Raw genomic sequence first — 25,846 nt, forward strand, 5'->3', positions numbered from 1 at the left:
ACATTTTATGATAGAGTGCCTTTTCTTTTTTGGCTAGAATATCGCTCAAATACCCTCGAGAAATATTTTACACTTACTTAGTTAAATGATCCAATTGTGGAACAGCTCATGTTTAATCAGCTATTTTTAAAATTTACACTGATGCCACCTATTATCCTAAACGATTCGATTATAGTCGTGAAAGGAGGGAGGAACATGGCAACATTACAAAAATATGCTTCGATTTTGCAATTGGTACTTGATGACGGCATGGATGAAGAAACAGGAAAGCCGGCGTACAAACTAAAAAGCTTCAACCATGTAAAAACAGATGCAACTGCCGATCAATTGTTTACAACAGCAAATGCCTTTGCTGGATTGCAGGAGCGGACGCTAACTGAGATTAATCGCAAAGACAGCTCCAAAGTTCGGAACAACTAATGAAAGGATTAAGAAAATCATGCGAGAGGAGGGAAATCCTTGAAAAAGCTGGAGTTCAAATTTTTAAATGAGGATGGCAAAACAGTCACTTATAGCTTGGAGAAGCCGATTGAACCAGTTGATCCGGAAGCAGTGAAGCAGGCTATGAATGATATCCTGGAGCAAAATGCCTTCAACACTTCTGGTGGCGAGCTGGTAGCGATCAAAGGCGCGCGCATCGTTGATCACAATGTAGAAGAAATTGAGCTTGATTAAAGCTAGTGATAATGGCAAACGGCTGCTACAGGTTCATGAAAAAAAACCAGTGCTTAACAACTGTCTATAGCCCTGGTTTTTTACAATAACAACGATAGGAGGTTTACCTATGGACACATGGATATCGTTTTTAACCGATGTGGGCTTTCCGATTGTGGTCACATTTTATTTGTTGAACCGCATTGAAGATAAGCTCAATATTTTAATCGAATCCATACACGCTTTGCCGGAAAAAATGAAGTAATAAAAAAGCTGTCCCAGGAAGTATATTACTTAACTGGGACAGCTTTTTCGCGTCTAGGTTGGTTCGGAAACTGCTGTCATACGATAAGTCTGGAATGCTACTGATTTTTTATTCATCTTCGAGCAGCTTCACTGGAACGCGGTATTTACTATTCGAATCGGAATACAAACGGTATAGCTGAATGAGCACGATACCATTTTTATAGTTGGCTCTGATTTTATCTGACCGTACTGGAAATGGCAATCTTATGGTTCGTTCAAAAACACCTTGTAGTATTTCTTCTTGCAATACTGTTCCATCACTGTGCGGAATATCGATGACACCATTTAATTCTAGCTCCGTATAGTTTACATAGATATCCACTTTGTTAATATCGGTTAACCCGGGGATACTAACTAGACATGTTATTTCATTTTCGGTTTGATACATATTGATTTGTGGAATAGTAGGTTTTATGATGCCATCAAATTCATTCCAAAAATTTTCTCCAAAAAAGGAATCCATATTTCGCTTCCAATCTGACATTTGTTTAAATGGATCCATCCTAATCCTCCTTTGCCACATATACGAAAATTGATATGTATTACGTTATGCGGGTAATTTTAATTGGGTGAACATCATAGTATTTAATTTTAGGCATGATTGATGTATGCTGAAAAAAGAATAAATGAATGGGGAGGGCTTATTGTGCTTGGCAATGCATATGTAATGGTTGTCATTATTCTCGTGATTAATATTGTTTACGTCACCTTTTCGACCATGCGCATGATTTTAACGTTAAAGGGACGCAGATATTTAGCAGCTTTGGTTAGTATGGTTGAAATTGTTGTCTATGTTTTAGGGTTAGGGCTTGTGCTGGATAATTTAAACCATATCCAAAATATTGTTGCCTATGCAGTTGGTTTTGGAATCGGCGTTGTTGTTGGTACCAAAATTGAGGAAAAGCTTGCCCTCGGTTATATTACAGTTAACGTTGTTTCATCCAATCCGGATCTTGAATTCACACGGAAATTACGGGATAAAGGCTACGGTGTCACAAGCTGGTATGCGTACGGAATGGATGGCGACCGATTAGCCATGCAGATTTTAACACCAAGAAGATATGAACTAAAGCTATATGAGACGATTAAGACGATTGATCCCAAGGCATTTATTATCTCCTATGAGCCAAAACAGATTCATGGCGGTTTCTGGGTGAAACAAGTCCGAAAAGGAAAATTAGGAAAGAATGGGAATGCAGCGGAAAGTCAACCAGGAGCACACTCCCAATTTCCTGGATCGCATGTGGAATATCCGGAATGACTGTACTTTAGGCTATGTCAAATCTGGGATTGGATAATAAAGACATTTTAGCGGCAAGACCTCTGGATGTCTTTATTTTGTTTCATTTTATAGTAATACTTTTAACTATTAGTAAATTGGATGTCCATACTAGGGCAATGAAAAAATGCTTGTTCCTGTTACATTTTTCTGATATATTAAAAACAGAAACACACCCCGGTTTTCCGCTTCATACCCTCATAAAGGATGTGCTGCTTTGCCAGTAACCACAGTAATCAAAGAAGATTCCCCTAATTACACGAGACACGATCAACTATTCAAGCAATTAATCAACACATTTTTTGAAGAATTTTTAGAAGTATTCTTTCCTGACATCCATCATGATATTGATTTTCAAAGCCTTCAACCCTATCCACAGGAACTTTATACCGACTTAATTCAAGGAGACACGAGAAGGCTCGATATTATCGTAGAAACGAAGCTAAAAGGTACAGATTCCGTCATTCTTGTTCATATCGAACCGCAAAGCAGTAAGGAAGATGACTTCCATGAGCGGATGTTTCGGTATTATAGTTTGTTGTATAATACGTACCAAAAGCCAATTGTTCCAATCGCGGTATTTAGTTACAACGAAAAATGGGAACAAGATGAATATATAATAGAATTCCCATTTGCCCATGTATTAACGTTTCATTACCAGACGTTGCATTTGCGTAAAAAAGATTGGCGAGACTATATCAAATCTGACAATCCAGTGGCCGCGGCGTTGTTAAGTAAGATGGGATATAAAAGAGACGAAAAAATACAGGTTAAAATCGAATTTTTGCGGATGATGGCGAAAATGGAGTTGGATCCAGCACGAGAGCGGTTGATATATGGATTTTTCGAGACTTATTTAACACTGTCCGAAGAGGAGGAGGATGAATTGATGAAGGATATTAAACAGTTGGATGACGCGGATAAGATAATGGAGTTACCGATTTCGTATGAGGAACGTGGGATTGAGAAAGGGAAAGAGATTGGAAAAGAAATTGGAAAAGAGATTGGAAAAGAAACCAGAAGCAAGGAAGTGGCGCTGGAAATGTTAAAGGAAGGGATGGCTGTTGGACTGATAGCGAAAGTAACTCATTTGAAGAAGGAAGAGATTGAACAGTTAAAGGACAAGTTGTAATCTTTAGCCCACCTTTCCTTTCGATTTGTATAATGGCTGTTAAATAGTATTCTAGCACTAGAGCCTAAGACAATAAATGTCTTGGCTCTAGTTCTTGTGAAGGAAAGTTAACTAACGTTTCCTTTATATTATACTAGTCTATGTCCATCCGCTTTAATACTTCCAACTAACAAACTATTATGATAAATTTAAAGTGAATGATTGTATAATGGGAAGGTCGTACCGGAATAATGAAAAGAATCAGTTTACAAACAAAAATATTAGTGTTAATTACATCATTGGTTTTATTTGTTACGGTGTTACTTGCGGGTATCCTTTCCTATATTGAATCCAAAGATACGACAGAGAGTATCGGAAATCGGGCCTTAAATGTTGCAACAGCGATTTCATTCATGCCAACCGTAAAGGAGGCACTTGAAATAGATGATCCTGCCGGAGTGATTCAACCATTAGCAGACCAGATCAGGGAAAAAGTCGGCGCAGAGTATATCGTGATCGGTGATGAAAAGGGAGTCCGATATGCGCACCCGGATGAGAACAAATTGGGCAAGCATATGGTTGGCGGTGATAATGATCGTGCAGTTGTTAAGGGGAAATATTACACGTCTAGGGCTGTTGGAAGCTTAGGTCCTGCGCTGCGTGGGAAGGCACCGATTTTCAATGATCAGGGTGATATCATTGGGCTCGTATCGGTTGGCTTTATGGTTAAAGATATTAAATCTATTGTATTGGGCAAGCTTATTAAAATTAGTGGCATTGCATTGCTCGTGTTAGTTTTTGGTATCGTTGGCGGGATCATATTGGCACGAAATATTCGCAAAGATACACTTGGATTGGAACCACATGAAATCGCTTCATTATATCGTGACCGGGATGCTATTTTACATTCTATCAAAGAAGGGGTGATTGCGGTTGATAAAGCGGGGTACATTTCGATGATTAATCCGTCAGCGAGGAAGATTCTTTCGCTAAATCGTGACATGCGGTTCAAAAAGGTAGAAGAGGTCATCCCCAATACGCAAATGTACCAAGTATTGAAGACCGGGGCACTGGTAAATGATGAAGAAATGCATTTGAACCACCGGGAAATTATCGTCAATCGAACACCGATTATCGAAAATGGGGAAGTGGTCGGCGTTGTTGCCAGCTTCCGCGATAAAACGGAAGTAAACGAAATGCTTAATGCGTTATCGGATGTCAGAAAGTATTCGGAGGACTTACGCGCACAAACGCATGAGTTCACCAATAAATTATATGTGTTATCCGGACTCCTGCAATTGGGTCACTACGATGAGGCAATCGAACTCATCCAGCAGGAATCCGATCTGCACGTGAACCAGAATAAGGTAGTACTTACCCAAGTCAAAGATAAAACGGTTCAGGCCATTCTATTGGGGAAAATCAGTAAAGCATCGGAGAAGAAAATCAGTTTTGTTGTGGATGATAACAGTTCATTGGAAACCGTCCCGAAACAAATTGATACGGTAAAGTTAATCATGGTCTTGGGGAATGTCATCGACAATGCGCTGGAAGCAGTTGAGGATAGCGAAAACGGACAGGTGACCTTTTTTACAACCGATTTAGGAAAAGATATCGTTTTTGAAATAGCCGATAATGGTGGTGGGATTGCAGAAGATACAATGACACATATTTTCGATACAGGCTTTTCAACAAAGAGTGAATTCGACAGGGGGTATGGGCTGGCAACGGTTAGGGAAACAGTTGATGAGCTACGTGGCGTGATTGAAGTACATAACCAGCCAGGCGGTGGAGCAGTATTTTCCGTTTTTATCCCGAAAAAGGTGGAGGAGAAGGAAAATGATTAACGTCATTATAGCTGAAGATGATTACCGGGTTGCCGGAATCCACGAGGAATTTTTAATGAAAGTTACTGGCATCAACCTAGTTGGCAAGGCACTGAATGGAAAAGAGACGTTGCAATTAATGCGCGAGAATGCAGTTGATCTGGTGCTGTTGGATATATACATGCCTGATATGCTTGGTACAAAACTGATCCAGGGTATCCGGGGTATACGCTGGGAAACAGACATCATTATGATTTCTGCGGCAACGGATAAACAAGTCGTTGAAGAAACCATTAGAGGTGGTGTGTTTGATTATATTATCAAACCAGTAAAAATGGACCGGTTCATTCAAACCATTGAAAAATATAAACAGACGAAAAAGTCACTGCATGATAAAACCGAAATAGATCAGGCTTTTTTGGATGATTATTTCGGACATACCGAAGGAAAGACCAGTCAGGTTAAGCAAACGCCAAAAGGGATTGACCCGCTGACACTGGAAAAGATAGAAGAATTGTTACCAAAAATGGACGGCGGGGTGACCGCTGAGGAAATGGGCTATCAGATTGGAGCTTCCCGAACCACAGCTAGGCGATATCTGGAATATTTAATTTCCGCGGGAACATGTACTGCTGAACTGGAATATGGGATTGTTGGCCGGCCTGAACGCAGATATCGGTTTGCTGGGAAAACATCTTGAGAATAAGTCGAGGTGCTTTTTTGTAAGTCCAGCATGGGTGAGAAAGGATAGGGTGCAAGTTCCGAACAGTGAAGCAGGTAGTACCTGTAGCTTAAGACAATAGAATTTAATCCAGTTTTAGGAATATCCACTCAGGTATGAAAAAGTAATATTCAAGTTTGGAATATCCAGGCATTAATTATTTGAATTTTCGAGTTCGCAAATGCTTGTTAGAATTATATATACATTGAACATAAATTATGAATGTAAGGAGAGAAAAATAATGTGTATACTTAAAAAGTTCCAGGATATCCCGACTACTTGTATTTCTGATGCGTTAAATGGTCTTTATAATTTCGATTCGTCGATTAAGCCTTTAAAAGAAAACTATCAAGTAGTTGGCCGGGCATTTACCGTCAAAATGCCTGTTGGTGATAATTTAATGGTGTTAAAAGCAATTAGAAATGCACAGCCTGGAGATGTACTGGTGATTGACGCGAAAGGAGATACATATCGGGCAATTGCCGGTGATTTTATTCTAGGTATGGCGCAAACATTGGGAATCAAAGGTGTTATAGCAGACGGTGTTATTCGCGATATTTCAGGTGCGAAAAAGTTAAATTATCCAGTTTTTTGTAAAGGTACAACGGTTGCGGCCAGTGGCAAAGCAGGTGCGGGAGAAGTGAACGTACCGATTTCCTGTGGCGGGGTAATGATTCAGCCGGGTGATATTATCGCGGGAGATGCAGATGGTGTTGTGGTTGTTCCACGTTCGATGGAAAATGAGGTCTTGGAAAAATCAATAGAAAAAAAGAATAAAGATGAAAAGAGAGAGGAAACAGTGGCTGGGAACAAGGATAAAATAATTGAGTACTTAGATTCCATGTTAACAAAATAAACGGAAGCGTATATATCTAACCATATAGACTTTTAATGATAAAAGGGTACCCAATTATTTGGATACCCTTTTATCATGACATATAATTTTTGATAAAGTCAGTAAATGCTTTTACAACATTTAGGTTTTTATTATCCGTATAGTATATCATCCAGGTTTGTTGCGACAGGGGGGAGCCATCTTTTGTGAATAATGGGATTTGATAAACGTTGGGAACATCCTTTAAGAAAAGTGAAGGAAGGATGGCATACCCAAGTCCGTTAAGAATCATTTCCCTGCATGTGTCACCCCGATCGACGGTAATTTTCACAGTGGGCGGTTGAGAATAGCGTTCTGCCCACCAATTGTCGGTAACGTGTTTATAGAGTGTGTCAGTGTGATAATCAATCCTTGGCAAATTGGGAAGATCCTCTAAATCGACAGGATGAATGGATGCGATGCAAAGGGGTTCTTCAAAGAGAAGTTCTTTTTCCTCTGGCCAGTTATATTCCCCTCTTATAAATCCAATATGAACATCCTGATTATAAGCCAGATTATAAATCTGTTTACTAAAGCCTGTCTCTACTTGGTATTTCACATTTGGATAGTGCTTTTCAAACGCTGCGAGCCATCCTGGAAGTTTATATTTACTAATAAAATTCGAAACACCTAGACGTAATGTGCCGACAATACAATGGTTAAGATTGTCAACATCTTCTTTTATCTCCCGGAATGTTTCCAGAATTTCATCGGCCCGTTTTGCTAGATATTCCCCCTCCTCTGTGAATTGAACGCCTTTTATACTGCGGTTAACAATTTTTACTCCTAACTCCGTTTCCATTTGTTTTAAGCGCTTCGTTAAGGTTGGCTGGGAGATATATAGCGATTCTCCGGCCTTTGTGATGCTTTTTTTTCGATAAAGCGTATGTATAATCAGCCAATCTTTATCATCCATATCGATGTTCTCCCCTTCAGAAGGAGTATATCATAAAGACTTGTCCTCTAAAAGATGCTATTCAAAATATTCATTATCAGGCATGAAATATTACTATTTTCAAAAGGATTGGATATTCCATTATTATAAAAATAATCAACTGTACAACTACGGAGGTGTGCAAAATGACAACAGACTTGGTTGATTCCTTTGCTTCGAAATTAAGGGTTGGTAATAAAGAATATATTTATTATCCAATTCAAACAGTAGCCGAGCATACCGCAAACAGGCTGCCTTATTCCATTAAAGTACTCCTTGAAGCAGCAATAAGGGAATACGATGGGAATTCTATCACATTCGAACATATTCAAAAACTTGCTAATTGGACAATGGGGCATTCCAAAAATGAGGAAGTTCCGTTTAAACCCTCGCGTATATTAATGCATGATACAACAGGTCTTCCGGCTATTGTTGATCTTGCCGCGATGCGGGAGAAGCTGTATGAAATGGGAGGCGATGTCACAAAAGTAAACCCGGACATTCGGGTGGATCTTGTGGTTGACCATTCCGTAACGGTAGATTATTTCGGTGATCAACGTGCGATGAGGCTGAATGAACAATTAAATATGACCAGGAATAAAGAGCGATTTAAGTTCCTGCGCTGGGCACAGCAGGCATTCGATCACTTACATGTGATACCGCCAGCCACGGGTATTATGCACCAGATAAATATGGAGTATTTATCTTCCGTCGTTTCTCGAAAAGATAAAGATGGGGAAATCATTTTGTCTCCGGATTCGCTTGTTGGCACGGACTCGCATACAACCATGATCAACGGCCTCGGCATTGTGGCATGGGGTGTTGGAGGTATTGAAGCGGAGGCTGCAATATTAGGGCAACCGATTTATTTTGCTGTTCCTGAGGTGGTTGGGGTAAAATTAACCGGTTCGTTACTTGAAGGCGTTACGGCAACAGATGTAGCCCTGACAATTACCAATATACTTCGAAAACACGGCGTCGTTGGGAAATTTGTTGAGTTTTACGGACCAGGAGTTCGTACCATGACGGTAGCCGATCGGGCAACAGTGGCTAATATGGCACCTGAGTATGGTGCTACAATGGGCTTCTTTCCAGTTGATGATCAAACTATACATTATCTGCGTTCTATTGGTCGTAGTGAGGAACAGTTGCAATTAATTGAAACTTATTATCGTGCACAGGGAATGTTTGTCGACGATAATAGTCCGGAAGCTGACTTTTCAGAAACGATTACATTAGATTTATCTACTGTGTCTTCCTCGCTTGCAGGACCAAAGCGGCCACAGGATCGAATTAATTTGGCTGATATGAAACGGTCCTATCACGAAACGATTCGAAAGCCAATTGAGACGGGTGGTTATGGGCTTTCAGAAGATCAAATCAAAGAGGAAGTGCTCATCACACATAAAAACGGTGAAAAAAGCAAGCTGTCACATGGTTCTGTTGTGCTGGCGGCGATTACAAGTTGTACAAATACTTCCAATCCAACCGTGTTAATGATGGCAGGATTGCTGGCGAAAAAGGCAGTAGAGAAAGGTTTAAGAAAACTGGAGTTTGTAAAAAGCTCGTTAACACCGGGATCTCGTGTGGTGACCGATTATTTAAGGGAGTCAGGATTATTGTTTTATTTGGAAAAACTAGGATTTTATGTTTCCGGTTATGGTTGTGCAACGTGCATTGGAAATTCAGGACCACTTCCCGAAGAGATAAGCGATGCGATTGAACAACATGATTTAACGGTGGCCGGTATTCTATCCGGGAACCGAAATTTTGAGGGGCGAGTCCATCCGGAAATTAAAGCGAATTATTTGGCTTCTCCGCCATTAGTAGTCGCTTATGCACTGGCGGGGACGGTTGATATTGACTTTTTGACAGAGCCAATCGGTGTTGACCAACAACACAATCAAATTTACTTGCAAGACATTTGGCCAACTTCAGCAGAGGTAGAAACATGGATTAGTCGCTCGCTTCAGCCACAGCTTTTTAAAAATCGCTATCAGGAAGTATACGAAGCGAATGAAGGTTGGAATGACATGCAAGTACCTGGTGGTCAATTGTATGAATGGCAGGATAATTCTACCTATGTTCAAGAGCCGCCGTTTTTAAATGAATTGTCGAATAATGCACCTGTTATAGAGGAGATAAGAAATGCTCGAGTTTTAGCTTTGCTTGGAGATTCAATAACAACCGATCATCTCTCGCCATCAGGGATCGTTCCGGTAAATAGTGTTGCGGGGAAGTACTTGCACGAACAGGGAGTGGCACCTAAAGATCTTAATTCCTACCCTTCTCGTCGCGGCAACCATCACATCATGCTTCGTGGTGCGTTGGCAAATCATCGGATTCAAAATAAACTCGTACCTGGTGTGGCGGGTGGATTTACCAAACATTTTCCGACCGATGAAATAATGTCAATCTATGAAGCGTCTTCTAGATATAAAAAGAATGGAACTCCTTTAGTTATTATTGCTGGGAAGGAATTTGGAACAGGTAGTTCAAGAGATTGGGCGGCGAAAGGAATTTATCTGTTGGGGGTCAAAGCAGTTATTGCGGAAAGCTTTGAACGTATTCATCGAAGTAACCTGGTTGGAATGGGAGTTCTGCCACTTCAATTTGAAAAAGGGAGTAACGCTGCAACGTTGGGGCTTGCTGGACAAGAAATTTTTACGACATTCGGTTTGTCTGAAAAGATACAGCCTGGAGAAACGATAACCGTACAAGCGGAAAAAGAAAATGGAACACAACTAAAGTTTGACGTCACTGTACGTTTGGATAATGTGGTGGATCTGGAATATTATCGAAATGGCGGAATTATGCAGAAGGTGGTCCGGCAATTGTTGGTGGACGAGTAAGAGATAGAGCGGGGAAAAATTCAGTGATTCAATCACAGCAAAAAGGTAGCTTATCTTATCAACCGAGAGTCCTCTTTCAAATAACGGTTTAATGAAGTGTATGATCAGGATTTGAATGTGGTATCAAAAAATTCTATGTAAATATATTGAATTTTAATATTTTATTAATTTCAATATTTAATATATAGTAGTTGATAACGAGTTTGTTTACCTAGAGATAGGCATACTTTATATGGATGGAGGGATGATGGACAAGCTTTAGTATAATACATTTTTGGCGTAATTTGTCAGAAGATAACGATTATTAGGAGGCGTTCATATTATGAAAAGGTTTAAATTCCTTTCGATGATGATACTTGTATTGTTTGTATCGATTTTGTTAGCTGCCTGTGGTGAAAATTCAAAGAAAACAACTGCAGAAGGAGAAGGTGCAAACTATCCTGAAAAAACATTAAACTGGACAGTGGCATTTGGCCCCGGTGGTGGAAACGACCTCATGTCCCGAACGGTAGTTGACATTTTGAATAAGCATGACCTTTATGACGGAGATATTGTAGTAGAGAACAAGGAAGGTGGAAGTGGCGCAGTTGGTTGGAGTTATGTGAATCAGCAGAAGGGAAATCCATATCATATTTCATCGACAAGTGGTAATTTCATTGCGACACCACTGATTTCGAATACTGATTTTAACTATGAATCATTCACGCCGGTAGGATTATTAGCTAGAGATGAAATGTTGTTCCTAGTAGGAGACGATTCAGAATATAAGTCGATCGAAGACTTTGTTAAAGCAGCTAATAGTAATACGTTAACTGTTGGTGGAATGGGAAGCGCAGGTCCTGATTTGGTGGTCACGAGCTTGCTTGAATCTACTGCAGGAATCGATCTTGAATATGTACCTTTTCAAGAAGAAGGACAGCTTCTTACTGCTTTAAGTTCAGGAAGTGTTGATGCAATTGTTTCTAATCCGGGAGAAGTACTTGGTCAAATAGAGGCTGGTAAAATGAAACCGATTGCATATTCTGGGGATGAAAGAAACCCTGCATTTGATGATGTATTAACTTTTAAAGAAGCGGGATATGACTTTAGTTTTTCCTTCCCACGTGGTGTCATTTTACCTGCAGATGTTTCGGACGAAGTACAGGAGTATTGGATCGATGCATTAAAAGAAGTTGTTGAAACAGACGAGTGGCAAGATTATCTGGAAACAAATACATTGACAGACGATCCAATTTGGGGTGATGAATTTGAAGACTATCTGGAAGAAACAAATGATACGTTTAAAAATGCTTTAGAGGAAGCAGGAGCATTGAAATAAAATGCAGGGGGGCTAGATAATCCTATTTCTTTCAGCCCTCTACCGCTCCACATTTGTAACTTTATTATATTTGATTAGGGTGGTGAAAACTTTGAAAATAATTTTTTCAATTGCTTGGGTTGTATTTTCTTTTATCTTCACGATAATAAGTCTCATTAATTTGGACTTTTTATCAAATGCCGGTCGCCCGGGTCCGGGTTTTTTTCCTACGATTATAGGACTGGCTTTGTTGATTTTGAGTATCTTTAATCTCATGAAAGATGTAAAGGATAAACATAAAAATACTGCTGCAATGTCCGAAAAAGCAGAAGATGATAAAGGAAAGCGTTACGTAAAAGATATGGCGTGGGTGATTGTATTTATCATAGCGTTTATAGCGGCCTTGACGACTTTGGGTGGAATCGTATCGATGGTACTGTTTACATTTGGTATATTACTTTATTTGAACCGGGGAAAAGTAGTGCAGAATGTTATCATCAGTGTCATCTTTCCCACCTGTCTGTTTCTTTTATTCGAGGTATGGTTACACGCAGGTATTCCCGAAGGTATTTTTGGATTTTAATATAGTAAGAGAGGAGGAATAGAATGACAGATCTTATTAGTAACTTCAGTCTTGGTTTATCTGTAGCTTTTACGCCGACTAACATTTTATTTTTGTTAATTGGTGTATGTGTAGGAATGGTCGTAGGAGCGTTTCCTGGTTTCGGTCCCGCTGCTGGAATTGCCATCTTGTTGCCGGTAACATTTGGGATGGATCCTACTGCAGCTATTATCATGTTGGCAGGAATCTATTATGGATCGATGTATGGGGGATCAATAACATCTATATTAATAAATACTCCTGGTGAGGCGGCAACGGTAGCCTCCATGTTGGATGGCTATCCGTTAGCTAGAAAAGGAAGAGCGGGCCCTGCTCTGGTAATGCATGCAATCGCCTCCTTTGTCGGTGGGACAATTGGTGTCATATTAATTTGTGCGCTTGCTCCTTGGTTAGCAAGTGTTGCAGCTACTTTTGGCCCTTCTGAATATTTTTTGATTATTACGATGGGAATAATGCTATTAACCGTCATGATGGGTGAGGATAAAATAAAAGGTATCATGTCGGCATTGTTTGGCTTTGCTATCGCCATGGTCGGCGTCGATGTTATGTCAGGTATGCAACGATTTACCTTTGGCTCCCCTGAATTAATCGGAGGAATTGATTTCGTTGCGGTCGCCATTGGATTGTTCGGTATTGGAGAGTTGTTATATTGTGTTTATACTGGCCTACATAAGGAGAAGGATGAAGATAAAATAAAGGTCCCGTTCCTTGGAAAAGGATTTTGGCCCAATAAGGATGACCTTTCTACGACAAAATTCACCATGTTCAGAGGATCCATTTTAGGTTTTATTGCTGGTGTTCTTCCAGGTTCTGGAGCGACGTTGGGATCCATTATGGGGTATTCGATAGAAAAGAAGATTTCGAAGCGATCAGATAACTTTGGAAAGGGAGAAATGGCAGGATTAGTTGCTCCGGAAGCGGCTAATAATGCAGCTTCTTCAGGGGCAATGGTCCCTTTGCTTTCTTTAGGCATACCTGGTTCAGGGGCTACGGCAGTATTGCTTGGTGCGTTTATGATCTGGGGACTGCAGCCAGGCCCACAATTAATGACGGCAAATCCTGATTTTGCCTGGGGCGTTATTATGAGCATGTACCTTGGTAACGTAGTTTTAGTGATCATGAGCATTGTAGCCATTCCATTAATTGTGAAGGTATTAGACATTCCATACCGAATATTGATACCGATTATCGTAGTATTGTGTGTGGTTGGAACGTTTAGTTACCATGGCAGCATCATTGAAACCTGGATTCTCATTTTTTCAGGAGTGCTTGGGTTTTTTATGAAACTATATGGCTACTCACCTGCAGCTGTAGTGCTTGCATTAGTGTTAGGACCAATGGCAGAGAATGGATTACTTCAATCGGTGATCACATCAGGTGGAAATCCAGCAACTTTATTATCGCGTCCTGCGACAGCTATACTGTTTTCCGTTATTTTATTGATCGTTTTCGTTCCAATTGTCATAAAATTATTGAAGTACTTCAATAAAAACAAAAAAGCTGCTGCAACGCCTAATGAATTTTACGATGATCAATCTGGATAACAAAATTATATATGGAGCTTCGCTGAAGGAAAGAAGCTCCATATGTCATGGTAGTTATCGTCTATTCTATATCAAGAAGTTTAGCAGGATTATATTTGGTCATGGTGTCTAAAGCATTGGAAGATAAACCATTACTCTTTAGGAATTCAATATATCTTTGGAGTGAATGATGCCATAAAGGATTTTCTACTTGTCCACTATCCGTTGAAACGATGGTAGATTCGTAACCAATTTCATTAATTGCAAACAAATTTTGATCTAAATTAACCTTGTAATTTCCGTTTCCAACAGGTTGGGCATACGTCCTTTCAAAATAAACCGGGTGATCTTTGAGAAGCTTTTTTTGATCTTGTACAGACATCCCGACTACATGAAATTCTGGGTGGGTGACCACTATCTTTTCAACTCCAAACTTTCTAGCCTCTTCTACAACAATGAAGATTTCATTAGATGAGAGATGGCCGGTAGCTAATATAGCTTCACTTTCAGCAATTAATTTAAATACATCTTTTAGAGGTGGTACGACATGACTGTTTTTAACGGACTCTACAGCATCTCCGCCTTTTCCTAATACCTTGCGATGCTGGGTAGAAAATAGTGTAGGAAGCCATACAACTTTTGCTCCTAACTGTAAAGCAGTTTCCACAGCAAAAGGATTAATCCCTCCTACTGCTGGGTTAAGGGTAATGCTTCCGAATGTTTGTACTTCTGGGATAATTCTGTTAAGGAGCCAGGCTCTATCGGTAGTAGGGAAAAAATGGGACTTAATAAGAACGGCCTGAACACCTAATTCCTTGGCTTTTTGTATTAGTTCAATGTCGTTGTGTGATCGTTCTCGTATATCTGGTGCAGAGTGCACATGCATGTCGATCACTCCATATAGATCATGATTCATTATCAATTTTCACTCCAAACGGATAATATTTTGGCTTAAATATAGTACTTTTTGACAAATTTTGCAAATTCGCTAACTGCCGATAAATTTAAAGCTTCCTTTCTATAGAGAATCCAAGTGGTCCATTTTATAGGTTGGTTTTCTTCATCTTTAAGATCATATGTATAAAACTGATCATTTTCTTCAAGTACAATATTAGGAACAATGGTATAACCTAAGCCAGCAGTAATCATCCTCTTGGCAATCTCCATATTGTCAACTTTCATTGTAATTTTGGGAGGTTCACTAAAGCTGTCCTTCCACCAGTTATCAATTGCCATGATCAGAGTAGGATCTGTCTGGTAATCAATCCGTGACAATTTAGGTAGTTGATTAACATCAATGGGATGCTCGGAGATAATACTTATATTTTCTTTAGTGAGTATATGTTTTTCGCCAGACCAGTGGTGATCTCCGCGAACAATCCCTACGTGAAAATCCTGTTTATATACGGAATTAACAAGGTCAGGGTTTAATCCTGTGCTGACTCGGAATTCCACTTCAGGAAAAGTTTGATGAAACTGTTTTAATATCTTTGGCAGGGTGTATATAGCGATTGCGCGAGAGACTCCTAAATTTAAGGTGCCCCGTACAAATTGACTAGAGTTTGCAAGTTCTTCTTGCAGATCACGATATTTAAAAAGCATCTCCTCGCAATATCGAACTAGTATTTCACCCTGCTCTGAAAACTCTACGCCCCTTCTTCCTCGGAACAGAATTGTAATATTTAATTCTTTTTCAAGTTGTTTTAACCGGTATGTAAGCGTGGGTTGGGATATATACAATCTTTCAGCTGTTTTCGTAATATTTTTTTCTTTGAAAAGTGTTATTAGTAGAACCCAATCTTTTTTATTCAAAGCATCACCTCCATTAGGAATAGAAAAAATAAATGGATATAAATTAAAAAACAATATTTTATCTATATCTATAGAAGAAGTATACTATAAATAGACTTAAAAATAAAGATAAAGAAAGGAAATGGTGTGAATGGCAATTTATAAAATAGGTGTACTGCAAGGCGACGGAATTGGACCAGAAATTGTACCCGCGACAGTTAAAGTATTAAAGGCAGTCGAACAACAACTGGAAAGTACAATCTTTGAATGGATAGACTATCCAATAGGATGGGAAGCAATTGAAGAATATAATAATCCTGTTCCTGAGATTACGAAAGAGGGGTTAAAAACGTGTCATGGATGGATTATGGGTCCGCATGATTCTGTCGCTTACCCAAAAGAACATAAAGCAGGGCGTAATCCTAGTGGTGAACTTCGCTTTTACTTTGATCTTTATTCAAATATTCGCCCGAGCCAAACGATCCCGGGTATTAATAGTGTTGTAAAAGAGGCGGATATGGTTATTTTCCGGGAAAACACGGAGGGGTTTTACTCAGATCGTAATATGTATGTTGGTACGGGAGAGTGGCAGATTACATCGGATGTTGTGGTATCCACCGGGGTGTTCACAAAAAAGGCCATTACACGCATTGCTCATGCCGCTTGTAAAATGGCAATGGAGCGAAATAAAAAATTAACAATTGTTCACAAAGCAAATGTCATAAAACTGGGAACCGGTATGTTTTTAAATGTTTGTAAAGAGGTGGCTCAACAGTACCCGGAACTAACCGTAGATGATTATCATATCGATGCGATGGCCGCACACATGGTTAGACGCGCACAAGATTTTGATGTGATTGTCACCGAAAATATGTTTGGGGATATATTATCGGACCTTGCTGGTGAATTGGTAGGGAGCTTGGGACTTGCACCTTCCATTAACACGAATGATTCCATGGGAATGGCACAAGCAGCGCATGGTTCTGCTCCGGATATTGCTGGTGAAAATATTGCTAATCCGATCGGTATTATGTTGTCATCCGTGATGCTTCTTCAGTGGTTAGGCAATCGTCACCAAGATAACCGTTTGTTTGATGCAGCTCGGATAATGGAATCAGCAATTATGGAAGCGATTAAAGAGGGAAGTTGTACATCTGATTTAGGTGGAAACGAGACTACCTCCTCTTTTGCGGAAACCATTATTAAAAAGGTTGAAAGCATCAAAGCAGTGGAGGGAAAATAATGCCTGAAAGAGAAAGGTTAATATCATTGGGGCACTACCTTCAGAAGAACAAACTTGCGTGGGGTACCTCGGGCAATGTAAGCACAAGAATAGATATAGAAAACATGGTTGTCACTGCTTCAGGAACATCCATGGGAGATCTAAAAGAAGACGACTTTGTAGTATGTAATATCAACAATGGAGAAGTGGTCGGAAAAGGCAAGGCATCAAAGGAAACACCAATGCATACGGGCGTGTATAAAAGGAGGCCTGATGTGAACGTTGTTTTACACTCCTCGCCGTATTACACAACATTTGCTGCATGTTCGTCATTGCCGATATACTCCGATCTATTTGTTGAAACGATGTATTATCTGGAAGATATAGCATATGTTGATTATCATCACCCGGGCTCTGAGGCATTAGGTAATGCAGTTGCGGAAGCCTCGCAAAACGCTAATGTTATTATTCTTAAAAATCACGGCGTTGTTGTTTGTGATGATTCAATTGCAGAAGTATGCATGAGAATAGAAACATTAGAAATGGCTTGTCGTATGTGTTTAGAAGCGGAGCAAGCGAAAATGGCATTAAATAAAATTTCGCCTGATAAAGTTAAGGAATTTTTAGAAGACGCAGTGTATAAACCGAGAAAGTCCTTAAATGGATATTAATTTAATGAATAGTGGTGATAAGATGGTAAAAAAAATCGGATTGATCCATGCAACTTTAAATTCGGTTCAGCCTATTAATGAAGCCTTCAGAAAGTATGCCCCATATGTTGATTTGCTTAACTTTCTGGATGATGGGCTAATTCAAGAGGTTAATGCTCAAGGTGAAATCACACCGAAAACATTACGGCGCTTTATAGGTTTAGTGGGTAGAGCAGATGATAGTGCTGTTGATGGAATTCTTACCGTCTGTTCTGTATTTACCCCATATGTTCCGGGTATTGCTCATTTATTCCAAGCCCCAGTACTAAGTGCAGATTACAGTATGTTAAATGAAGCTGTAAATACAGGGAAGCGTATTGGTCTCATTGCTACTGTTGCAACAGCAGGCACTACCTCAGAGGAAATAATGCTAAAAATTGCTGAAGAAAAAGGAAAAAGCATCGAGGTTCATACCGAAGTAGCTCCGGAAGCTTTTCAGGCATTACAGGCAGGGGATACTGCGAAACATGATGGAATTATTCACCAAAAAATTACTGACCTGTCTCAAAAATCTGACGTAATCGTGTTAGCACAGATTTCAATGGCTAGGGCGACACAGAATATGAATAACGTCTCTATTCCTGTCTTAACAAGTCTAGAAGTTAGTATGAAATCTATTATCCATGCCATTGAAAGTTGAAAGGAGGGAGTTTCTCTGTGATAGGAGTTGTAGCAGATGATACTACCGGGGCAAATGACATAGGGGTAATGTTTAGTAAAAATAAATATTCAGTGAAAATCCTTCCTCATGATATATCGTTGGAAACGAAGAACGACTCAGATGTTTTAATTTTGGATACCAATAGTCGTCTTGATCCACCTAATGATAGTTATGATAAGGTCTATTCTTCTACAAAAAAACTTAAAGAACAAGGCTGTTCTCTTTATTTTAATAAAACATGTTCTGTTTTTAGGGGTAACATAGGAATGGAATTTGATGCAATGTTGGATGCTTTGGATGAAAACTTTGCTGTTGTCGTTTTATCATTCCCCAAAAATGGAAGGAAAACGATACATGGTATCCACACTGTCTACGGTAAGCTTTTGGAGGAATCGGAGTTTGCGAATGATCCAGTACATCCTATGTATGATTCAAATCTTGTAAACATTTTACAAAAGCAAACGGAACGAAAAGTTTCTATGGTAGATATTGAAAAAGTAAGACGAGGTTCAAAGAAATTAAGAGAAACAATAGAAGAGCAAAAAGATCAGACAAATTATTGTATTATCGATGCAGAAATCAACGGGATTTAGAAATAATAGCTAGAGCAATCGTGAATTATCCTGTTCTTTGTGGCAGTTCAGCTATAGCAGAGGAGCTGCCTAAATTCTTATCTGTAAATTCAACAACTCATCCTGTAGAAACGATTGATGTTGCAGATGATAATGGTGTGTTGGTTGTTTCTGGTAGTTTGACACCGCAAACAAGGGATCAGACTGCATATTTAGTTTCCTCAGGTGTGGAAACATTAGTATTGAATACACGTACTCTTTTTAACAAATCAAAAAAACAACAAGAGATTAATTCGATTACAGATAAAGCGAAGCACCTGATTGCTGAAGGAAAAGATTTGTTAGTGCTGGCGGACAATAATGAAGAACATGTCATAGAAACAAAAGAAACAGGTGTTAAATTAGGGTTGGATGATCCGGCAATTAGTAAATTGGTCTCCGCGTCCCTAGCAGAAATAACAAAGCAGGTGGTAGACGACACTGGTTTAAAAAGATTAATTATTGCAGGTGGTGATACATCGGGGACAATTTGCAGAACGTTAGGAATAAAGGGAAATCATGTTTTGCAAGAAATCGAAACAGGGTTGCCGTCGGGTCTTGCGATAGGTAGAGAAATGTTAATTGTCCTCAAATCAGGAAGTTTTGGAGGTCAAGATTTTCTTGGAAAAGCTATTCTACATTTGAAAAAACTCTCAAATGTAGAAAAGTAACTTCTGATCAACGTAATTTATTTTCAACAAAAATAAGGGTATAAGACATGTAACTGTCTTATACCCCTTTTAGAGAAAATATAGTGAAACTTCATATGTGGGTTTTTGACGACGTTCTATATCTCTGTTTTCCAATTTATACCCCCATAAAGGAAGGAATGTCCGTTGAACGGATTCAAGCGTAACGGACTTAGAGAAAAAAGAGACTGAACGGTTGAAGGAAACGTTGTAACGTCGGACCTAAGACATGAAAATATGTTTTAGGTTCTTTTTTTGCAGTAGAAAATCAATAAACTTCTTCCATAGACAATTTCCAACCAGCATTCCATGTAAAATTTTCTGCGACTAATGATTCAATCGCCTGTGAACTAAATGAACAAAATGCACAAAAAAATTTTATTAACCGTTATTTTGAAAACGATTACAATCTGGAGTGATTCGATTAGAATAAATTTCAATAGCAATGATGACTATCTATTCATTGCCAAAAAGACAAGGGGGAATTAGTAGTGAAAAAGAAAATGGCATTATTTGTATTGATTTTTCTAATGGTAGTTGTTTCCGCCTGTTCAGGAGGAGACAAGAACACCAGCAGCGATTCATCTGGTGACAAGGATTCCGGTGACTGGAAGCCGGATAAGAAGATTGAAATTGTCGCTCCATCTGGGGCAGGTGGCGGCTGGGATACGACTGCACGAATGGCAGCGAAAATGTTTAATGAAGCAGGTATTATCGACCAGGATATTGGTGTTGTTAATAAAGAAGGCGGTGGCGGCGCGGTAGGCTGGGCCTATATTGCCGGAAAGGATGGCAGCCCATACAATTTATTTGTTGGCTCACCACCGTTACAGTTGGTTCCATTAAATGGACAATCTGAATATAATTACGATGATTTCACACCGCTTTCTAACCTAATTGCTGACTATGCTGCAATTGCAGTTTCAGCGGATGCAAAATGGGATAATCTAAATGAACTATTTGACGATATGAAAAAGGACCCATCTAGTATTACTGTTATCGGTGCGTCTTCACCAGGAAGCATGGACCACATTCAGTTCATTAAAATTGCCAAGGCAGCTGGCGTAGATGTTAAAAAGATTAAATATGTATCTGATCAGGAAGGTGGGGCATTAACCGCCCTGTTAAATGGCAGTGTTGATGTTTATTCGACTGGTGTAGCAGAAACAGTTGAACAAGTGAAAGCCGGTAAAATTAAGGTTTTGGGTGTGACCTCGGAAGAACGTCTGGAAGGTGATACGCTATCAGACTTCCCGACGGCGAAAGAACAAGGAATCGACGAAACATTTGTTAACTGGCGTGGATTCTTTGGGCCACCAAACATGGATGAAGCTGCAGTGAAATATTATGAAGAGAAATTTAAAGAGTTAAGTGACTCCGATGAGTTCGCTGAAGTTCGCGCAAAATATGGCTGGAACGAAAAGTATATGGATAGTAAGGAATACAAGGAATTTTTGGATGAAGAATATGAATCGAACAAAGAATTGCTGGATGAATTAGGTCTTGCAAAATAGCGTGATTTGGGAGAGCCAATGATTCTGTTCATTGGCTCCATCCTTTAGAAAAGGAGGTACGTAAGCATGTTTCAAACAACAAACAAGAAAGTCTCCATTGTTTTAATTCTGATAGCCATTGTATATCTTGTCTTAAGTTTTCGATTACCAGCCTATGCCTATGTGCCGGTTGACAGTGATATCGTGCCGATCGGACTCGGGGTTATCTTGTTGTTCTTATCAGGGATGCTTTATTTTATCAAAGATCAGGAAAAAGAAGAAGCTAGTGATCATATTACAAAGCGTGATTTACCTGCCGTTCTTGGCGTTATTTGCTTTACGATTGTTTACATTGCCCTGCTTGAAGTAATTGGTTTTCTGATTATGACGGTATTATTTCTCTTTTTATGTTCGTTGTTTCTCGGATATAGAAAACATTGGGTTAATGCTATAATCTCGCTTATTCTACCAATATTAATCTACTTATTATTTGTTGAATTTCTACAGGTTCAACTGCCGACAGGGATATTATCATTCTAGTGATCCTTGGACTGTATTAGAAAAGGAGGTAACATCATGGATGTCATGCATGGACTCGCTCAAGGCTTCCAACTGGCTTTAAGTTTGCAAGGTTTATCATTTGTATTTATTGGTGTTGTTGTCGGTACTGTGATCGGGATGATTCCTGGACTTGGTCCGATTACAGCGATTGCCGTTATGATCCCAATCACATATGGAATGGATCCAGCAATTGCATTATTGTTGATGGCTGGTGTATATTATGGTGCGGCATATGGTGGGGCTGCGTCATCCATTTTACTGAATGCACCGGGTGTTTCTGAATCGGTGGCGACAACATTTGACGGCTATCCGCTGGCGAAACAGGGAAAGGCAGGGAAGGCACTCGCCCTTGCCGCAATTGGTTCATTCGTTGGTGGTACGATTAGTCTCATTCTTTTGACATTTCTAGCGCCATTACTAGCAAAGGTAGCGGTATCATTTGGCCCGCCGGAATATTTTGCCCTCATGCTTATGGGGCTGACGGCTATTGCAAGTCTTTCAGAAGGGTCTACCATTAAAGCGTTAATTTCTGGTACAATTGGCTTAATCATTGCTACAATCGGTATTGATGCGCAAACCGGAACCCCTCGTTTTACATTTGGTAATCCACACTTGTTGGAAGGGATCGATTTCCTCGTTATTGCATTAGGATTGTTCGCACTTGCCGAGGTAGCATCACTTATTAAAAATAGAAAAGAAAAGGCAACAAACATGAAAAATGTCGGTAGCTTAAAACTGACAAAAAAGGAAGCAAAAGAGGTAGCTCCTACAATGGGAAGACAATCGATACTTGGTTTTCTTGTCGGGGTTTTGCCTGGTGCGGGTGGAACAATTTCGTCTTTTCTCGCCTATATAACGGAAAAAAAGCTTTCCAAAAATCCAGAGGAATTCGGAAAAGGAGCAATCAGAGGTGTGGCTGCGCCAGAATCAGCCAATAATGCGGCGTCAAGTGGTGCGTTTGTTCCATTACTAAGCCTTGGAATTCCTGGCTCTGGAACCACAGCAGTTATGCTTGGTGCGTTAATTGTCCTTGGTGTTCAGCCTGGGCCGCTGTTAATTGCTGATCATCCGGATGTGTTCTGGGGCGTTATTGCAAGTATGTATATTGGGAACATTCTATTGCTTATCTTGAATTTACCGCTAATACCATACATTTCAAAAATTCTGCTTGTCCCAAGGCAGTTGTTAATTTCATTAGTTATTGTATTTTGTATTATCGGTGTTTATGCGGTTAGCTTTAGCACGTTTGACCTATATTTGCTGCTTGGGTTCGGGATTCTTGGATATGTGATGCGATTGATAAAATTTCCTGCAGCGCCGCTATTACTCGCCTTTATCCTTGGTGGTATGATGGAACAGGCGTTTAGGCAGTCGTTGACCATTTCCAATGGAAGTTATTCTATTTTTGTAACCAGTCCAATTGCGGCTGTGTTGCTGCTAGTAGCTCTATTGGCATTCTTAGTTCCGATTACCAAAAGTTGGAGATCAAAACGTAAAGCTTGAGTGGAAAATGATAAAAGCTATTCTATGGGGGGGGGTAACAGGTAAATTGTTATCCTCCATTTTTTATTCACTTTATAAGTGTTTAAAAGTTTATTTTAGAATCACATTAGATACATTATATTGTTTGAAAACAGACAATTTAAGTCCATCATAGTTGATAAAAGATGCACATGAAAATACGAACAAGAAAATAATCTTGTACATAAAAGTGCTTGTTCTAATGCCACCTTTCTGATATATTTAACCTAGAAACACACCCCGGTTTTCCGCTTCATACCCTCATAAAGGATGTGCTGCTTTGCCAGTAACCACAGTAATCAAAGAAGATTCCCCTAATTACACGAGACACGATCAACTATTCAAGCAATTAATCAACACATTTTTTGAAGAATTTTTAGAAGTATTCTTTCCTGACATCCATCATGATATTGATTTTCAAAGCCTTCAACCCTATCCACAGGAACTTTATACCGACTTAATTCAAGGAGACACGAGAAGGCTCGATATTATCGTAGAAACGAAGCTAAAAGGTACAGATTCCGTCATTCTTGTTCATATCGAACCGCAAAGCAGTAAGGAAGATGACTTCCATGAGCGGATGTTTCGGTATTATAGTTTGTTGTATAATACGTACCAAAAGCCAATTGTTCCAATCGCGGTATTTAGTTACAACGAAAAATGGGAACAAGATGAATATATAATAGAATTCCCATTTGCCCATGTATTAACGTTTCATTACCAGACGTTGCATTTGCGTAAAAAAGATTGGCGAGACTATATCAAATCTGACAATCCAGTGGCCGCGGCGTTGTTAAGTAAGATGGGATATAAAAGAGACGAAAAAATACAGGTTAAAATCGAATTTTTGCGGATGATGGCGAAAATGGAGTTGGATCCAGCACGAGAGCGGTTGATATATGGATTTTTCGAGACTTATTTAACACTGTCCGAAGAGGAGGAGGATGAATTGATGAAGGATATTAAACAGTTGGATGACGCGGATAAGATAATGGAGTTACCGATTTCGTATGAGGAACGTGGGATTGAGAAAGGGAAAGAGATTGGAAAAGAAATTGGAAAAGAGATTGGAAAAGAAACCAGAAGCAAGGAAGTGGCGCTGGAAATGTTAAAGGAAGGGATGGCTGTTGAACTGATAGCAAAAGTAACTTATCTGGAAAAAAAGGAGATTGAATGGTTGAAAAACGTTTAACATTGGAGCCTGATACATTATGTTTTAGGCTCTATTTTTTGTGGAAAGTTAACAAGATTCCCCTATTAAGTCATTTTAATTACTCAAAGCTTTTACCCTGGGCGGTTTGTTGTTTGAGTCAATTTCATCACTTAACGATAACAAGATGAAAAAGCATGACGTGATGAACGCCTACCTCCAAAGTCGAATACATTACCTTTAGATTGGATTTTCTTAATAGGAGGAAAGCACATGCGTAAAGATGATCAACAAAAAACGCCTTTTCCACCACAGCATCAACCGCAACAACCTGGGATTGAGTCGTTAATGGTGCCACGGCCAGTTGTCGAAAATCCGAACTATCAAGGCTCAGGGAAGTTGATGAATAAAGTTGCGATTATTTCTGGTGGTGACAGCGGGATTGGGGCAGCGACTGCAATTGCCTTTGCCAAAGAGGGAGCGGACGTTGTTATCCCCTATTTTTATTCGTATGAAGATGGCGATGCATTTCGTACAAAGCAGCGGATTGAACAGCTTGGCCGACAATGCCTGCTAATCGTTGGGGACCTACGGAATAAAGGACATTGCGATAACGTAATCGCAAAAACGTTGGAGCGATTTGGCAAACTCGATATTTTAGTTAATAATCATGGTGTACAATTTGTTCAGCACTACTTGGAAAATATCTCTCCAGAACAACTGCATGCCACGTTTCAAACGAATATTATTGCATTCTTCTACTTAACACAAGCTGCCTTGCCGTGTATGGAAAAGGGAAGCGCGATTGTTAATACCACCTCGATCACCGCATATGAGGGAGAAGTACAGTTGATGGACTATTCAAGTACCAAAGGAGCAATCGTTGCATTTACCAGGTCACTATCACAAAACATTGTGGATAAAGGGATCCGGGTCAATGCCGTGGCTCCCGGTCCAATATGGACGCCGCTTATTCCCGCGAGCTTCTCAGCTGAGTATATTGCAACCAAGTTTGGTCAGGATGTGCCAATGAAACGGGCCGGGCAGCCGTATGAATTGGCACCGGCATATGTGTATCTTGCTTCTGACGACTCTTCATATGTGACGGGGCAGGTAATTCATGTGAATGGTGGGGCGCCGGTTAGTTCTTAGATAATGATTGTTTTTAAGAACAATGAATTCTATCCCAAACACGAACATTAATTAATATTTGTATAAAAATGTTCCGTTGTTTTATTGACAGATCATTCTATTATTTGCTATCCTTAAACCAACAAATGAATACGGTAACCTCATATATTTCCTGAGAATATGGCTTGGAAGTTTCTACCCGGCACCGTAAATGCCGGACTATGAGGGAAGGTGAATCGTTGCAGATGCAATGATTAGTTTCGTCATGTCAGAAAAGTCTATTCATCTTCTCTTGTAGGAGGAGATT

26 protein-coding genes and 1 riboswitch are annotated in these 25,846 nt (G+C 39.7%); of the genes, 22 read left to right on the top strand and 4 right to left on the bottom strand.

Annotated elements, in window-relative coordinates:
* Positions 1-195 precede the first annotated feature (195 nt).
* The 3 genes from WMZ97_RS15750 to WMZ97_RS15760 all read left to right on the top strand — a co-directional run bounded on the left by WMZ97_RS15750 (position 196) and on the right by WMZ97_RS15760 (position 919).
* Positions 196-420 (top strand): DUF1659 domain-containing protein, encoded by a 225-nt coding sequence (locus WMZ97_RS15750; RefSeq protein WP_343273047.1) that lies wholly within the window; start codon positions 196-198, stop codon positions 418-420.
* Between the two features lie 39 nt (positions 421-459).
* Positions 460-675 carry a DUF2922 domain-containing protein gene (locus tag WMZ97_RS15755; protein ID WP_343273048.1) on the top strand — a complete coding sequence of 72 codons (216 nt, stop codon included), beginning with the start codon at positions 460-462 and terminating at the stop codon, positions 673-675.
* Between the two features lie 109 nt (positions 676-784).
* Positions 785-919 (top strand): YvrJ family protein, encoded by a 135-nt coding sequence (locus tag WMZ97_RS15760; protein ID WP_343273049.1) that lies wholly within the window; start codon positions 785-787, stop codon positions 917-919.
* 108 nt (positions 920-1,027) lie between these two features.
* Here the strand turns inward: WMZ97_RS15760 and WMZ97_RS15765 are convergent, their stop codons facing one another.
* Positions 1,028-1,462, bottom strand: coding sequence for an Hsp20/alpha crystallin family protein (locus tag WMZ97_RS15765; RefSeq protein ID WP_343273050.1), 435 nt, complete (start codon positions 1,460-1,462; stop codon positions 1,028-1,030).
* A 144-nt stretch (positions 1,463-1,606) separates the two neighbouring features.
* Between WMZ97_RS15765 and WMZ97_RS15770 the strand changes: the two genes are divergently transcribed.
* The 5 genes from WMZ97_RS15770 (at position 1,607) to WMZ97_RS15790 (ending at position 6,753) form a co-directional block, all read left to right on the top strand.
* Positions 1,607-2,221: a DUF2179 domain-containing protein gene (locus WMZ97_RS15770; protein WP_343273051.1), complete on the top strand. Its 615-nt coding sequence runs from the start codon at positions 1,607-1,609 to the stop codon at positions 2,219-2,221.
* Positions 2,222-2,456: 235 nt separating this feature from the next.
* Entirely contained in the window at positions 2,457-3,371 is a 915-nt protein-coding gene (locus tag WMZ97_RS15775; protein ID WP_343273052.1) for an RpnC/YadD family protein, read from the top strand.
* Positions 3,372-3,601: 230 nt separating this feature from the next.
* The gene (locus tag WMZ97_RS15780) at positions 3,602-5,197 is read left to right on the top strand and encodes a sensor histidine kinase (RefSeq protein WP_343273053.1); all 1,596 of its coding nucleotides are present in this window, start codon (positions 3,602-3,604) and stop codon (positions 5,195-5,197) included.
* Positions 5,190-5,876 (top strand): response regulator, encoded by a 687-nt coding sequence (locus tag WMZ97_RS15785; protein WP_343273054.1) that lies wholly within the window; start codon positions 5,190-5,192, stop codon positions 5,874-5,876. The genes WMZ97_RS15780 and WMZ97_RS15785 overlap by 8 nt, the downstream gene beginning before the upstream one ends.
* 262 nt (positions 5,877-6,138) lie before the next feature.
* Positions 6,139-6,753 (top strand): RraA family protein, encoded by a 615-nt coding sequence (locus WMZ97_RS15790; protein WP_405027699.1) that lies wholly within the window; start codon positions 6,139-6,141, stop codon positions 6,751-6,753.
* A 73-nt stretch (positions 6,754-6,826) separates the two neighbouring features.
* On the opposite strand, the gene WMZ97_RS15795 is transcribed toward WMZ97_RS15790, so the two are convergent.
* Positions 6,827-7,687 (bottom strand): LysR family transcriptional regulator, encoded by an 861-nt coding sequence (locus tag WMZ97_RS15795; protein WP_343273055.1) that lies wholly within the window; start codon positions 7,685-7,687, stop codon positions 6,827-6,829.
* 164 nt (positions 7,688-7,851) lie between these two features.
* On the opposite strand from WMZ97_RS15795, the gene acnA reads away from it, so the two are divergent.
* From acnA to WMZ97_RS15815, 4 genes are all read left to right on the top strand, one after another.
* On the top strand, positions 7,852-10,557 hold the full coding sequence (gene acnA / locus WMZ97_RS15800; RefSeq protein ID WP_343273056.1) for an aconitate hydratase AcnA: 2,706 nt from the start codon (positions 7,852-7,854) through the stop codon (positions 10,555-10,557).
* 322 nt (positions 10,558-10,879) lie between these two features.
* The gene (locus WMZ97_RS15805) at positions 10,880-11,875 is read left to right on the top strand and encodes a Bug family tripartite tricarboxylate transporter substrate binding protein (protein ID WP_343273057.1); all 996 of its coding nucleotides are present in this window, start codon (positions 10,880-10,882) and stop codon (positions 11,873-11,875) included.
* A gap of 91 nt (positions 11,876-11,966) precedes the next feature.
* The gene (locus tag WMZ97_RS15810; RefSeq protein ID WP_343273058.1) at positions 11,967-12,437 is read left to right on the top strand and encodes a tripartite tricarboxylate transporter TctB family protein; all 471 of its coding nucleotides are present in this window, start codon (positions 11,967-11,969) and stop codon (positions 12,435-12,437) included.
* A 23-nt stretch (positions 12,438-12,460) separates the two neighbouring features.
* Positions 12,461-14,020: a tripartite tricarboxylate transporter permease gene (locus WMZ97_RS15815; protein ID WP_343273059.1), complete on the top strand. Its 1,560-nt coding sequence runs from the start codon at positions 12,461-12,463 to the stop codon at positions 14,018-14,020.
* Positions 14,021-14,081: 61 nt separating this feature from the next.
* On the opposite strand, the gene WMZ97_RS15820 is transcribed toward WMZ97_RS15815, so the two are convergent.
* Complete coding sequence (locus tag WMZ97_RS15820; RefSeq protein ID WP_343273060.1) at positions 14,082-14,915, bottom strand: DUF6282 family protein; 834 nt, start codon at positions 14,913-14,915, stop codon at positions 14,082-14,084.
* A gap of 35 nt (positions 14,916-14,950) precedes the next feature.
* A complete protein-coding gene (locus WMZ97_RS15825) occupies positions 14,951-15,811 on the bottom strand; it encodes a LysR family transcriptional regulator (RefSeq protein WP_343273061.1) in 861 nt (286 codons plus the stop codon).
* A 130-nt stretch (positions 15,812-15,941) separates the two neighbouring features.
* Here WMZ97_RS15825 and WMZ97_RS15830 point away from each other — a divergent pair, with 130 nt between their 5' ends.
* From WMZ97_RS15830 to WMZ97_RS15875, 10 genes are all read left to right on the top strand, one after another.
* On the top strand, positions 15,942-17,033 hold the full coding sequence (locus WMZ97_RS15830) for an isocitrate/isopropylmalate dehydrogenase family protein (protein WP_343273062.1): 1,092 nt from the start codon (positions 15,942-15,944) through the stop codon (positions 17,031-17,033).
* Positions 17,033-17,683 carry a class II aldolase/adducin family protein gene (locus WMZ97_RS15835; protein WP_343273063.1) on the top strand — a complete coding sequence of 217 codons (651 nt, stop codon included), beginning with the start codon at positions 17,033-17,035 and terminating at the stop codon, positions 17,681-17,683. Before WMZ97_RS15830 ends, WMZ97_RS15835 begins: the two co-directional genes overlap by 1 nt.
* Positions 17,673-18,362, top strand: a complete 690-nt coding sequence (locus tag WMZ97_RS15840) for an aspartate/glutamate racemase family protein (protein ID WP_343273064.1) — start codon at positions 17,673-17,675, stop codon at positions 18,360-18,362. Before WMZ97_RS15835 ends, WMZ97_RS15840 begins: the two co-directional genes overlap by 11 nt.
* 17 nt (positions 18,363-18,379) lie before the next feature.
* A complete protein-coding gene (locus tag WMZ97_RS15845) occupies positions 18,380-18,976 on the top strand; it encodes a four-carbon acid sugar kinase family protein (RefSeq protein ID WP_343273065.1) in 597 nt (198 codons plus the stop codon).
* A gap of 20 nt (positions 18,977-18,996) precedes the next feature.
* Positions 18,997-19,665: a nucleotide-binding domain containing protein gene (locus WMZ97_RS15850; protein WP_343273066.1), complete on the top strand. Its 669-nt coding sequence runs from the start codon at positions 18,997-18,999 to the stop codon at positions 19,663-19,665.
* A 509-nt stretch (positions 19,666-20,174) separates the two neighbouring features.
* Positions 20,175-21,197 (top strand): tripartite tricarboxylate transporter substrate binding protein, encoded by a 1,023-nt coding sequence (locus WMZ97_RS15855; RefSeq protein WP_405027700.1) that lies wholly within the window; start codon positions 20,175-20,177, stop codon positions 21,195-21,197.
* 66 nt (positions 21,198-21,263) lie between these two features.
* Entirely contained in the window at positions 21,264-21,716 is a 453-nt protein-coding gene (locus tag WMZ97_RS15860; protein WP_343273067.1) for a tripartite tricarboxylate transporter TctB family protein, read from the top strand.
* Between the two features lie 36 nt (positions 21,717-21,752).
* Positions 21,753-23,240: a tripartite tricarboxylate transporter permease gene (locus WMZ97_RS15865; RefSeq protein ID WP_343273068.1), complete on the top strand. Its 1,488-nt coding sequence runs from the start codon at positions 21,753-21,755 to the stop codon at positions 23,238-23,240.
* 298 nt (positions 23,241-23,538) lie between these two features.
* Positions 23,539-24,450 (top strand): RpnC/YadD family protein, encoded by a 912-nt coding sequence (locus WMZ97_RS15870; protein WP_343273069.1) that lies wholly within the window; start codon positions 23,539-23,541, stop codon positions 24,448-24,450.
* A 231-nt stretch (positions 24,451-24,681) separates the two neighbouring features.
* Positions 24,682-25,560, top strand: coding sequence for an SDR family oxidoreductase (locus WMZ97_RS15875; protein ID WP_343273070.1), 879 nt, complete (start codon positions 24,682-24,684; stop codon positions 25,558-25,560).
* A gap of 120 nt (positions 25,561-25,680) precedes the next feature.
* Positions 25,681-25,781, top strand: a riboswitch (purine riboswitch).
* Positions 25,782-25,846: the final 65 nt, after the last annotated feature.

This window comes from Lentibacillus songyuanensis (assembly GCF_039548255.1).
Taxonomy (GTDB): Bacteria; Bacillota; Bacilli; order Bacillales; family Amphibacillaceae; genus Lentibacillus_C; species Lentibacillus_C songyuanensis.